This is a genomic window from Mesorhizobium sp. STM 4661 (assembly GCF_000359125.1).
Taxonomy (GTDB): Bacteria; Pseudomonadota; Alphaproteobacteria; order Rhizobiales; family Rhizobiaceae; genus Mesorhizobium.
In genome coordinates, this window is record NZ_CAAF010000003.1 from 70,727 (window position 1) to 83,656 (window position 12,930).

Here is a 12,930-nt window from a genome sequence, read left to right on the forward strand (position 1 = left end):
ACTCCCCCAGAAATAATCGGTGACAGCCTCATGACAAGTCGCGCTTCGGCATTGTCAAGCCGACAAAGGGATTCTAGGCACAGTGCTGCGCTTCTTACCCTGGGTAAGGTAAGAAGCTGGCGGTTTTGGGGAGACAGCTGATGCGTTATAACTGGGATCGGGCGCCGACGGGCTTCGAACGTCATCGCAAGGCGCTGGCGGCAGCCATATTGATCGCCGGCGGGGTCGGACTCATGCTCGCGGCGCTGCCATTCTAAAACGCGGCGCGCGACCAGGAGCGACCGATCAGGGTGGCAGCCGCTGACCTGCAGCTCGGAGGTTCCACACGTTTGCGGCCAGGGCGCGGTCGTCGAAAGACGAAATTGCACATGGCTGCAAAAAACCGCATAGGCTATCCCCGGCAAATCGTTCCTGGGGAGGAAGCTGGATGGCGTCACGCTATCACGAGGTCTATGATGGCTGGAAACGCGATCCGGAAAAATTCTGGGCGGATGCGGCCAAGGCCATCGACTGGTTTGCGCCCTTTGACAGCGTGTTCGATGCCAAGGCCGGCGTCTATGGCCGCTGGTTCAGCGGCGCGTCCTGCAACACCTGCTTCAACGCCATCGACCGCCATGTCGCTGGCGGTCGCGCCGACCAGATCGCGCTGATCCACGACAGCGCCATCACCGGCACGGTCAGGAAATTCACCTATGCCGAGCTGAAGCGCGAAGTGGTCGCGCTGACCTCGGTGCTGAAGAACCGCGGCATCCAAAAAGGCGATCGCGTCATCATCTACATGCCGATGGTGGCGGAAGCGGCTTTCGCCATGCTCGCCTGCGCCCGTATCGGCGCGGTGCATTCGGTGGTCTTCGGCGGCTTTGCCTCGCACGAGCTCGCCACCCGCATCGATGACGCCAGGCCGAAGCTGATCATTTCGGCCTCCTGCGGCCTGGAGCCCGGCCGCGTCGTTGCCTACAAGCCGCTGCTCGACAAGGCGATCGAGATGTCCAGGCACAAGCCGGAAGCCTGCCTCATCCTGCAGCGCGAGCAACTGCGGTGTGAGCTGCAGGATAATTACGATATCGACTATGCCGACGCCGTCGCCCGCGAACGGGCCGCGGGCGCCAATGTCGACTGCGTTCCGGTGCTGGCCACCGACCCGCTCTACATCATCTATACCTCAGGCACGACCGGCCAGCCCAAAGGCATCGTGCGCGACAATGGCGGCCACATGGTCGCCTTGAAATGGACGATGGAGAACGAGTTCGGCATCCAGCCGGGCGAAGTGTTCTGGGCTGCGTCGGATGTCGGCTGGGTGGTCGGCCATTCCTATATCGTCTACGGACCGCTGCTGCATGGCTGCACCACCGTCCTGTTCGAGGGCAAGCCGGTCGGCACGCCCGACGCCGGCACCTACTGGCGGGTGATATCGGAGCATGGCGTCGTCGCGCTGTTCACCGCGCCGACCGCTTTCCGCGCCATCAAGGGGCAAGACCCCAAGGGCGAATTCGTGCCGAAATACGACCTGTCGAAATTCCGCACGCTGTTCCTTGCCGGCGAGCGGGCCGACCCGGAAACCATCAAATGGGCGGAGCAGAAACTCAACGTGCCGGTGATCGACCATTGGTGGCAGACCGAGACCGGCTCGCCGATGACGATCAATCCGGCCGGGCTGGGTCTGCTGCCGGTGAAATACGGCTCGCCCGGCGTGCCGATGCCGGGCTACGACATCCGCGTGCTCGACGATGCCGGCCACGAGGTGCCGCGCGGCACTCTGGGCAATGTCGTGGTCAAGCTGCCTTTGCCCGCGGGCTGCCTGCCGACGCTGTGGAACGCCGACGACCGCTTCCAGCAAGCCTATCTCGACGAATTCCCAGGCTTCTACAAGACAGCGGATGCCGGCATGATGGACGAAGACGGCTACCTCTATGTCATGGCGCGGACCGACGACATCATCAATGTCGCCGGCCACCGGCTGTCGACCGGCGCGATGGAGGAGGTGCTTTCAGCGCATCCCGACGTTGCCGAATGCGCCGTCATCGGCATCGCCGATCAGATGAAGGGCCAGGTTCCGCTCGGCTTCGTCGTCTTGAATGCGGGCGTCACGCGCGACACTGGCGCCATCGAGAACGAAGTGGTCGCCCTGGTGCGCGAGCGGATCGGTCCGGTCGCCGCCTTCAAGACGGTGGTGACGATCAAGCGCCTGCCCAAGACGCGTTCCGGCAAGATCCTGCGCGGCACCATGCAGAAGATCGCCGACAAGGAAGAATGGGCGATGCCGGCGACGATCGATGATCCCGTCATCCTCGACGAGATCACAGCGGCGCTCAGAGGGCGTGGCATCGGGCTTTAGTTGCCTTCGGAGCGTGGCAAGCGGGATCGCGGCGTCGGACGAATTCACGAATTCATCCCGCATTGCAATCGTCTGTTGTGCAATGCAGCAACAGACCCTAAACTTTGCGTGGGGGGCCATTGCGAAGGCACGGCATGGCTCAGCAAAAAACCACATTCGGCGGCGTCGACATCCTGCGTTTTCTCGCCGCCGTCATGGTGATGTTCTACCACTACGGCTTCTGGGTGTGGGCGTTCCCCGAGGGCGTTTCGGCGCGCGCGACAGGCGGCGTTCCTCCCCATCCGGAAATAGGGGCGCTGGTCCAATTCGGATGGGTTGGCGTCCAGATATTCTTCGTCATCAGCGGCTTCGTCATCGCCTTCAGCGCCGAGAATTCGACGCCGCTGCGGTTTTTCGAGGCGAGGGTGAAACGATTGGCGCCGGCTGTGTGGATCTGCGCGCCTATCACCGCGATGGTGCTGCTGTTCGTCGATCTCAGTTGGCCGACGGATGCGGTCATCAGGCTCGTGCGCACCGCCTTGTTCGTTCCCTTCAACCCCTGGGTCGACAGCGTCTATTGGACGCTCGGCATCGAGATCGCCTTTTATGCCGTCGTCTGGATCCTGCTGCGGCTTGGCCGCTTCGACCTGATGGAAACGGTGGCGATCGCGCTCGGCGCGATCAGCACGCTTTTCTGGTGCCTATACCATCTACTCGACTGGTCGAACCTTGCCGAGACGCGCTGGCTCGACCTGCTCCTGGTGCATCACGGATCCTTCTTTGCGACAGGCGTGCTGTTCTGGCTGATGCGTTTCAAGGCCGTGACGCCCGCCCGCCTTGTCTTCTGCGCCCTGTTCCTGGCCGGCGGCGTGCTGCAGATCATCAGCGCGGTCGACGTCCGAAGCGTCAAGGTCGAAGCCGCGATGCCCTACGCGCCGCCGATCGTCCTGTTTCTCGCCGCCATGGCGCTCATGGCGTGGTCGTTGCGACTTGATCTCTCCTGGAGCGGCTGGCGCCGGATCGGCTTGATGACCTACCCCCTCTACCTGATCCACAATGTGGTCGGCGCGGCCCTTCTCGGCGCCATGGTGCGCGCCGGGGTGCCATACCTGCTGTCAATGATGGTCGTAGGAGCAACCATGATCGCGGCGAGCTGGCTGGTCGCGATCGAGGCAGAACCGCGAATCCGGCTTCTGCTCGACCACACCATTTTCCGCTACCGTCTCAAGGCCGCGTAACGCGCCGGCTTGCTTAGCCGACTGCGGGGGGCGAGCAGGCGGCGCCTCAAATGTACCAGCCTTAGGCGTTTGCCTTTGTCCGCGCTTCCGACTTTTCCAGATAGTAGGTCGAATATTTGTCGAAGAATTTTTCCGATCCGCCCATCGACCCATATTTTGCGAGCTTCTTCAAATCGACCTTGTTGAGGACGACGCCGACGATCTTGTTGGCGATATAGGGTTCCGAGCTCAGCATGGACTGCACCATGGCACGCGGCGTGCGCCCCCACTCGGTGACGAGCACGAAGCCGTCGGCAAGTGGAGCAAAGGCCTTGGCGTCGACCACGGGGCCGAGTGGCGGCAGATCGACGACAATGTATTCGAAGGTCTCCTTGGCGTTGTCGATGAAACGCCGCATTCCGGCCGACGACAGCAGCTCGCTCGTATGCGAAAAATGACCACGCAAGACCGCCGGGACGATCGCCAGCTTCGTCTGCCGATCGATCTTGCCGACGGACTGCCAGGTCTGCCCGCTGACCACTGCTTCCATCAGCCCCTGCTCGGCCTCCATGCCAAGGCTGCGGCTGAGGCCGGGATTGCGCAGATCGCCGTCGACCAGCAGCGTCCTCGATCCGTTGGCCGCAAGCAATCCTGCCAGATTCGCGGCGACTGTCGACTTGCCTTCACCGGGCAGGAGCGAAATCACGCCAATGACCCGGCTGCCCTGCCCTTCCATGACGACGTCGAAGGCGATCTTGGCGCTGCGCAGCGTTTCGGAGAACATCGACGCAGGCGCGTCGACGGTCACCCGCATGCGCGCGCGTTTTTCGGCGGCCGACAATGATTTCGCGGTTTGGGATTTGCCAGTTTGGGATTTGGCCGTTTGCGATTTGGCGGTTTTGGCGTCGGCCTGCCCGTCGTCGCGCTTGTCGTCCTTGCCGGCCTTGCTGCCGATGATCGGCAGGTAGCCGAGGAATTTGAGGCCGACGCGATCGCGAACGTCCTCGCCGGTCCTGAAGAACCGCTCCCTGAATTCATTCAGGCCACCCACGCCGGCTCCCAGCATCATGCCAAGCACAAGCGACAAGCCCAGCACGATGGACGTGCGCGGGGTTGCCGCCGACTGCGGCATCGTCGCGTCCGAGATGACGCGGATCTTGCCGACCGGGAAGGACTGCTGCTGGGAGGCTTCCTCATAGCGGCCGAGGAACGTCTGATAGAGCGTCGACAGCGCCGTTGCCTTCTGGTCCAGTTCACGCAACTGGACCTGCGACTGATTGTCGATGGAACTCTTGCCGGCCGCTAACGCGACGTTTGCGCGAAGCGCCGTCTCGCGCGCGAGAGCGACTTCGTATTCGTTGCGATAGCCTTCGGTCAGTTGCTTCAACTCGCCGAAGATCTGCGCCGATATGTCGGCCTTCTCCTTGGCAAGGGCGACCGCCTGGGGATGCTCGGCCCCGAAATTGGCTTCGACATCCTGTTGCCGCTTGGCCACGGCGAGATAGCGGGTCTTGAGCGTCGCAATGACCGAGCTGCTCGGCTGGTCGCTCGATATGGCGGCATCCTTGAATGCGTTGTCCGAGCCGCTTTCGACGATCGACTTGTATTGCTGGTAGCGAGCGCTGGCGCGGGCGGTATCGGCCTGCGCGACGATGAGTTGACCGTTGAGGTCGGACAGTTGCTTGTCGCTGATCAACTGGCCGTCATTGACGGACAATCCGTGTTCGGCCCTGAACTTCTCGACGGCGAGCGCCGCCGCCTGCGAACTCTCGCGAAGCTCCGTAAGCCGGCCTTGCAGCCAGACCGCCGCGCGCTCGGTCGCGTCGAAGCTCGCGTCGAGCTGATCCGCGAGATAGGCGTCGGCATAGGCTTTGGTGATCGCGGTCGCAAGCGCCGGATCCTTCGCCGGATAAGCGATGGAGATCACAAAGCTTCGGCCGCTGCGCTCGGCTTGCACCTCGCTTTGCAGTTTGAGGATTGCGTAATCGCGGCCTGACGAAGCGATCATCGCGTCACGCGTCGCCGGATCAAGCTTGGTGACGTCGACAGTGCCCACCGAGGCGGGGGTGGGACGGAAATACCGGATCAGGCCGCGCACAAAGCCAACGGCTTTCGCCGCGGCCGAGGTCGGAGGGTTCATGAAGGTGTCGTTCTTGTCGAGCTTCAGCTTGTCGACAACCACCGCCGCCAGCCTCGCCGACTGCAGAATTTCGAGCTGGCTCAGAATGGCCGAGTCGGTCTGCATGCTGACTGATGCCGCCGAAATATCGTCGACGACCTTGTTCAAGCCTTCGTCGATCAGCACGCTGCTCGTGGCTATATAGGTGGGAGGCGTGGTCTGCAAATAGAGCACGCCCAGAAAAAGACCGATGAAGGCGCAGGCCGCGACCACCTTCGCCTGCCTTGCCGCCATGGCGAGCAGGCGCTCGACATCGATGAAATCTTCGGCGCTTGCCGCATCAGAACTCGGCAATGGCTTCCTCTTGTCGAGAGGAAAGTTGGCATAATTCATCTTCGGTCCAATTCCCAGTTTGCAGGTGCGATCGGGAGCATCAGCGAATACGCGATGCAAACGTCATGCCAGATATCGCAAGACCTGGCGGCCAAACGCTTCGGCTTGTCCTTGCGTCGCCACCCGTACGCTGATGCTCCCAAAAAATGGGCATTATGCGGCTTCGACCCGGCGCTCATGTGACCGGACGAACTCCTGAAGCATCTCGAAGATCGGCTCCTTCATGTCATCGCGCGCCAGCGCGAAGGCGATATTGGCCTGGATGAACCCTTCTTTCGAACCGCAGTCGAACATGCGGCCGTCGAAGGGCTGGGCAAAGAAAGCCTGGCTTTGCGACAGACGGACCATGGCGTCGGTGAGCTGGATTTCGTTGCCGGCGCCGCGTTGCTGATTGCCCAGGAGCGAGAAAATCTCAGGCTGCAGGATATAGCGGCCGTTGATGTAGTAATTCGACGGCGCATTGGCCGAGGCCGGCTTTTCGACCATGGCGGTCACCTCGAAGCCCGAGCCGACATCGGCGCCGCAGCCGACGATGCCATATTTGCTGGTCTCTGCCGGGTCGCAGCGCTCGACAGCGATGACGTTTCCGCCGGTCTCGGCATAAAGGTCGGCGACTTCGGCGAGGCATCCGCGCCCACCGAAGGACACCATATCCGGCAACAGCAAGGCGAAAGGCTCGTCGCCGATGACCTCCCGGGCGCACCAGACCGCATGGCCGAGACCTTGCGGCGACTGCTGGCGGATGAAGCTGGTGGCGCCGGCCACCGGAAGCAGGCTTTCGAGCGACAGAAGCTGCGCCTTCTTGCCGGTTTGCTCCAGGGTTCCGATCAGTTCGGGATGCAGGTCGAAATAGTCCTCGATGACCGCCTTGTTGCGACCGGTCACGAAGACGATGTGCTCGATGCCGGCTTCGAACGCCTCGTCAACCGCATATTGCACGACAGGCCTGTCGACGACCGGCAGCATTTCCTTCGGCATGGATTTGGTCGCCGGCAGGAATCTGGTCCCAAGCCCCGCCACCGGTATGACTGCCTTCCTGACTTTCTTCATCGCAAGTTCCTTCTGAGGAGATCGAATTCAACCTATCGCAGGCCCATGAAAACCGTTTTCACCTGCCTGCACCCTTCACCTCCCCCGCACCCGCGGCAAATTGCGCCGCAACCCTTCGTAGCCGGACGGCGATCGGCATGCCCATATGCCTGACCGCCGCCGGATCGCTGAGCGCCGTCCATATCGCCTTGAGCGGGGACCGCGCCTTGATGTGCTGGACCAGCGACAGGAACGACGCCGCCTTGCGCAGGCTGCGCGTGCGCCTTGCGAAGGCGGCCTCGGCCTTTGCGTCCATCGAATGCGTTCTGGCGAAGACGATATCGGCCTTGCGCATCGCCTCGACGTGATGAAGTTCGAGCACGCGGGAAATGGAGCCGGTGCGGATATGGTAGACATAGCCGGTCGTCGGCTCGACCACGCATTTGCCGCCCTTGGCCAGCGCATTGGCCAGCAGGATGTAGTCCTCGCCGATGATCAGGCCCTCATCATAACGAAGCCCGTTTTCGTCCAGGAACCGGCGCTGGAAGATCGGCTTGAGATAGCCGAGGTTGAACCTGGATTCGAAGACCACATTGCCGGCGATGTAATCCGCCAGCGAGATTTCACTCAAGCTTTCGAGATAGTCGACCGGGAACATCGTCTCTTCGGCGACGCCGTCCTCGCGAACGACCTGGAGATTGTCGACGGCGATCTCGGCGCCGGCTTTCTCCGCGCGCGCGATCATGGCGCAGATCCGCCCGGGATAGACCGCATCATCGGAATCGAGCACCGCGACCCATCGGCCACGGGCAAGTTCGAGGCCGGCATTCCTGGCGCCGCCGGGACCTCGGTTCTGCGCCAGGGCGACGACGCGGACGACATCCTGCGGCCAGGCATTCGCCAGGTCGAGCGTCCGGTCGCGCGACTTGTCGTCGACGACGATGACCTCGACGGAGACGTCGCGCTGGGCGATGGCGCTGCGAACCGCCCGGTCGATGGTCGCCTCCGCATTGTAGGCGGCAATGACAAAGCTGACGTCAGGCTGCACGCTTGCCCCCTTCCTGCGGCGAGGACAGGCCGTATTGGCGGATCTCGCGCACGCCGACCAGACCGCTGACGACACCGACATGCATGATGCCGCGAAGCACGCTGCGGTTCCTGCGCACCGGATTGATGGCGACCGGGATCGCCGATGCGAAACAATAGACCGCCTTTGCCGAGGCAAGGCCGATCTCTTTCGCGCGCCGGACACCGCCTGCGTTGTGTCCGAGCAGGTGACCGTGCGTCTGTCCGAAACGAAAGCGGCGACGTCTCAGCCAGTCGAAGGCCGCCCTGGAGCGTGGCACGACTTCGTCAACCCAGGCCTCAGGCGAAAAGGCGATCCGGCCGCCGGCCTTGACCATCTGGTCGAAGAATTCGGTGTCCTCGCCGCCGGTCTGGCCACGCGCCAGGCTGAAGCGTCGGCCCTTGAGGCTGTCGGCGCCCATCCTGAGCAGGACGTTGCAGGTGTAGCCGGTGCGGATCTCGCCGCGCACCCAGACCGGCAAGGTCGAATGGAAATCACCTTTCCGCATCCAGTCGGGCGCGTCCGGCGCATAGAGCGCCCGCACCGGGCCGAGCACAGCGGCCGCGCCACTTGTTTGCGATTCCCCAACCAGTTCGGCGAGCCAGCGCGAAGACGCCGTTTCGTCGTCGTCGATGAAAGCGACGAAATCCGACGTGCTGGCGTCGAGGCAGGCATTGCGGGCGATCGAGATGTTGCGCGCCGGGGCATGCCGGTAGCGGATCGGCAGCCTGAGCTCCTCCGCCAGCCTCGTCACCAATGGTTCGGCCGTCGGCGTGTCGTCATTGTCGGCGACGATGATGCTGATATCGAACCCCGAAGGCATGTCCATGGCAGCCAGGGAGCGAAGCGTGTCGGCAAGCTCCGGCCGCCGAAACGTGCAGACGCAGATGTCGATGCCGCGGTTCTTGCCGGCCTTGGTCATCACGCCACTCCGCGCTGCGATCGAGGTCCAAGCAGTTGCAGCCAGAAGCCGACAGACCAGCCGAAATGCATGACCATCGCCGAGATCCCGGCCAGCGCAATATCGGGATTGCGCTGGCTGATGGCGGTCCACACACCATAGCCGAGGCAGACCGACGCCCACAGCAGCAGCGGCACGGCGGCCAGCCAGCTGACGAACGAGAAAGCCGCGAGCAGGACCACCGGAAACACCAGCAGCGGCACCATCTGCCGGACTTTTGGTATCATGCGGTGCTTGAGAACGTTCCTTGCCCGGCCGCGGCCATAGCCGAGATACTGGAAATAGAGGCCCTTCAGCGACGAGCGCGGATAGTAGACCATCTGGGTCTTGCCGCTGATCCAGATCCGGTAGCCGGCCTGGCGAAGCCGATAGTCGAGCTCGGCATCCTCGTTGTGGCTGAACGTCTCGTCATAGCCGCCCACCGCGGTGAAGGCCGATATCCGCATCAGCGCATGGTGACCGTGATCGACCCACTCTCCGACCGAGAGATGCCGGTGCTTGGAGCCGCCCGTGCCGAGCTTGGAATTCTGTGCCGCCGCGGCCGCTTTCTGCACGGTGCCGCTGCCGCTGGTCAGCATCGAGACCACCACCGAATCCGCGCCGGTGGCCTGCGCCTCCTCGACCAGCCGGTCGCAATAGTCCGGGGGATAGCCGCCATGCGCATCGATGCGGATGAGATACCCAGTGCCTCCGCCGTAACGAGCGACGGCGAGATTGATCGCCGCGCTCTGCAGGCGCTTTTCATTGTGGAGCAGAATGATGCGCGGATCCTTGCCGGCGATCTCCTCGACGACGGCCCTCGTGCCGTCGGTGCTGCCGCCGTCGGCGACGACGATCCTGGCGCCGAGCCTCTCGGCCGCCGGTCGAAGCTGATGAAGCAGCGCGCCGATATGGGCCGCTTCGTTCAGGCACGGAATCACGATCAGGCTAGAGGGAAGCATTTCGGTTTGCGTCATCGACCCGTGTCCATCCCCAGCCATGCTATGCCAGCGCCTCGGCGGGATATGGATCGGGCACCGAGGCCAAGCCGCGAAGTTTCTCGACCAGCGCCCGGCAATCGCCGCGATCATGGCTCCAGGTTCGCGGGTTGCGGGCAAGGACACGCGCCCGCAACGTCGCGAAACGATGCTCGTCCATATCGCCCAGGGCGGCTTCTAGCGCCTCGGGCGTGGCCTGAGGCAAAAGAACGCCGATGCCCTGCCGGTCGAGGAAGCGCCCGGTTTCGGTGTTGGCCATCGAGATCGGCACGGCGCCGAAGCGGCAACCCTCATAGAGGCGGTTGGGCAGCAGCCATTCAGAATTCAGCCCCTGCTCGAAAAAATCGATGGCCCAGGAAAAATGAACCTCCCCGTAGATCGCCGCCATGTCCTCCGGGTTCCGGTAAGGCCCGCCGAACGAGAGCCACGGCTCAGCTTCGACGAAAGCATGAAAATCCGGGAATTCGGTCAATGCCGGACGACCCCTGAGGATTATTTCGAACCGGCCGTCGAGCCGGCGGGAAAACTCGGCCAGAAGTTCCAGGGACCGGCGGCAGCGCAGCGCGCCGAACCAGCCGATTCGCCAAGGCGGAGCGACGGGATCCTCCGCCGCCATGCGATCGTCCGGCGACACCGCGGCAAGCTCGAAATATTTGTTCTCGAGCAGTTCGACAGGGGCCGCGACCTGCCCGAACGGCTTGAAGTAATTGGCGATGAAGGCCGGCGAACTCGTCACCAGGAGTTTGACATCCCTGGCCAGATAGCGTTCCGCGCCGCGCATCGCCTTGCCCAGCAAGTCGTCGCGCAGCACCAGGCGATGAATGTCGAGGCACTCGTAGACAATCGGCACCGATGCCTGGAAAGCCGACCTGGCACGCCGGGCAAGCGCCAGCATCTCCAGATTGCGCGCGATGATGAGGTCGGGCCTGGACGTCGAACCAAGTTTCGAGCCGATGGAAACCGCCGCCTTCGCGACCGCGGCCAGACGCTGGGCGAATCGACCGTCGCGCGTCGCACCAAGATCGACCGGCCGCAATCCCTCGACATCGGCAATCGGGCTCGCGGTTCGACGGAAACCCGCCAATGTAACCTCGGCGCCGCCTGCCTTGAGCATTATGATACGCCGGCGCACCGCCGGGTCGGAGACGTCGTGTACCAAGTACAAGACATGCAGCATGAAAAATCGACCGCTGTTGGCCCGCCCGCGTGAATGCTAGTACAGCTTTTGCTGCATCGCAACATTTTTGGTGCGGCGTAGCAGAAATCCACGTTTTTTGTTGCACTGCAAAATTATTGCCGTAGTTTGGTGACCGGGCCGGCACAAGATCAGGGACCCTGAATTTGCAAGCCAATGCATTCGATCCGCCAGAGGGTTCTCTCCGCAGATCGGTCGGACGTGGCGCCATTGTCACGGCCTTGGCACAATCAGTGCGGGTCGCGACGCAGATCGTCTCCGTCATCGTCTTGTCGCGCCTTTTGTCGCCACAGGACTTCGGCGTCGTGGCGATGTGCGCGCCGGTGCTTGCCTTCATCGCGCTGTTCCAGGATTTCGGCCTGACCCAGGCCACGATCCAGAAAAGCGCAATCAGGCATGAGGAGGTCAACTACCTCTTCTGGATCAATGTCGCGGTCAGCACGCTGCTCGCCTGCGTGCTTGCGGGTGCTGCACCCCTGGTTGCCGCTTTCTACGACGAACCGCGGGTGGCAGGCCTGGTCGCCGCGTTGGGGCTGCAGATCATCGCCTATGGCCTTGGCGCCCAGCATCTGGCGCTGTTGACGCGCCGCATGCAATTCGTTCGCCTGGCCGTCATCGACGTCGCGAGCGCCGTCGCCGGCCTTGCCGTCTCGATCGCCTGGACGTTCATCGACCGTTCCTACTGGGCGCTTTTTGCCGGCACGCTGACAGGAGCGGTGCTGCCGACGCTTTGCTTCTGGGCAAGCTCGCGCTGGCGTCCCAGCCTGCCGCGCAAGGTCGACGGCATCGGCGAGCTGATCAATTTCGGCGCCGGCATCACCGGGTTCAATTTCGCCAACTTCTTCGCCCGCAACCTCGACAATGTGCTGATCGGAAAATACTGGGGCGAAGCGCAGCTCGGGCTTTATGACCGCGCCTACAAGCTGCTTCTGTTCCCGTTGAGCCAGATCACCAATCCGCTGTCGAAGGTGATGGTGCCCGCTCTTTCCAGACTGAAGGACGAGCCGGACCGCTACCGCAGCGCCTATCTTCGCGTCATGCCGCTGATCTTGCTGGTGGCGCTTCCCGGCGTCGCCTTCGCCACTGCCATGTCCGACGTGCTCATCCCCTTCGTGCTTGGCGAGCAGTGGCGGCAGAGCTCGAGCATCTTTCTTGCGCTCGGTTTTGCCGGACTGCTGCAGCCGCTCAACAATCCGGCCGGATGGCTTTTCGTCAGCCAGGGCCGCTCGGGCGATTTCATGCGCTGGGGCATCATTACAGCGTTGACGTCGGTGCTGGCCTTCATCATAGGCCTGCCCTATGGCGCACTCGGCGTGGCGATCGCCTATGCGGCCAGCGAGTATCTGAGAACACCCTTCCTGTGGCTGTATATCGGCAAGACCGGGCCGCTCAGGGCAAGCCATGTGCTGCGCGCGGCAACGCCCTTCGTGCTTGGCGCGCATCTGGCGCTTGCCGCCATCTGGCTCGCCAAGCCGCTGCTGCCGCAGCAGCACGTCATCGCCATGGCCAGCGCGGCGCTGCTGTCCTACGCAATCACCATCGTTGTCGCGCTGGCCTTCGCTTCCGGCCGCGAGGCGTTGCGGGAGGCCTTGAAGCTGTTGCCGGCTCGCGTGCCCGCGGCAGCACCAAGCGAGGCGAAGTAACATGCGCGGACATCCA

General features: G+C 63.1%; 9 protein-coding genes. 3 read left to right on the plus strand and 6 right to left on the minus strand.

The features are described from left to right. Window positions 1-427 precede the first annotated feature (427 nt). Both MESS4_RS00510 and MESS4_RS00515 read left to right on the plus strand, forming a co-directional pair. Complete coding sequence (locus MESS4_RS00510; protein WP_006325245.1) at window positions 428-2,335, plus strand: propionyl-CoA synthetase; 1,908 nt, start codon at window positions 428-430, stop codon at window positions 2,333-2,335. A gap of 134 nt (window positions 2,336-2,469) precedes the next feature. Beyond that, the gene (locus MESS4_RS00515) at window positions 2,470-3,552 is read left to right on the plus strand and encodes an acyltransferase (protein WP_006325246.1); all 1,083 of its coding nucleotides are present in this window, start codon (window positions 2,470-2,472) and stop codon (window positions 3,550-3,552) included. Between the two features lie 61 nt (window positions 3,553-3,613). Here MESS4_RS00515 and MESS4_RS00520 read toward each other — a convergent pair whose 3' ends face one another. The 6 genes from MESS4_RS00520 to MESS4_RS00545 all read right to left on the minus strand — a co-directional run bounded on the left by MESS4_RS00520 (window position 3,614) and on the right by MESS4_RS00545 (window position 11,253). Further along, window positions 3,614-6,043, minus strand: coding sequence for a GNVR domain-containing protein (locus MESS4_RS00520; RefSeq protein WP_006325247.1), 2,430 nt, complete (start codon window positions 6,041-6,043; stop codon window positions 3,614-3,616). 153 nt (window positions 6,044-6,196) lie between these two features. Next, the gene (locus tag MESS4_RS00525) at window positions 6,197-7,093 is read right to left on the minus strand and encodes a UTP--glucose-1-phosphate uridylyltransferase (RefSeq protein WP_006325248.1); all 897 of its coding nucleotides are present in this window, start codon (window positions 7,091-7,093) and stop codon (window positions 6,197-6,199) included. A 58-nt stretch (window positions 7,094-7,151) separates the two neighbouring features. After that, window positions 7,152-8,120, minus strand: a complete 969-nt coding sequence (locus MESS4_RS00530; protein ID WP_006325249.1) for a glycosyltransferase family 2 protein — start codon at window positions 8,118-8,120, stop codon at window positions 7,152-7,154. Next, the gene (locus MESS4_RS00535) at window positions 8,110-9,060 is read right to left on the minus strand and encodes a glycosyltransferase family 2 protein (RefSeq protein WP_006325250.1); all 951 of its coding nucleotides are present in this window, start codon (window positions 9,058-9,060) and stop codon (window positions 8,110-8,112) included. Before MESS4_RS00535 ends, MESS4_RS00530 begins: the two co-directional genes overlap by 11 nt. Then, complete coding sequence (locus MESS4_RS00540; RefSeq protein ID WP_036240340.1) at window positions 9,060-10,055, minus strand: glycosyltransferase family 2 protein; 996 nt, start codon at window positions 10,053-10,055, stop codon at window positions 9,060-9,062. The genes MESS4_RS00535 and MESS4_RS00540 overlap by 1 nt, the downstream gene beginning before the upstream one ends. Before the next feature lie 25 nt (window positions 10,056-10,080). Then, window positions 10,081-11,253, minus strand: a complete 1,173-nt coding sequence (locus MESS4_RS00545) for a glycosyltransferase (RefSeq protein ID WP_006325252.1) — start codon at window positions 11,251-11,253, stop codon at window positions 10,081-10,083. Between the two features lie 164 nt (window positions 11,254-11,417). Here MESS4_RS00545 and MESS4_RS00550 point away from each other — a divergent pair, with 164 nt between their 5' ends. Continuing rightward, the gene (locus tag MESS4_RS00550) at window positions 11,418-12,914 is read left to right on the plus strand and encodes a lipopolysaccharide biosynthesis protein (RefSeq protein WP_006325253.1); all 1,497 of its coding nucleotides are present in this window, start codon (window positions 11,418-11,420) and stop codon (window positions 12,912-12,914) included. Window positions 12,915-12,930: the final 16 nt, after the last annotated feature.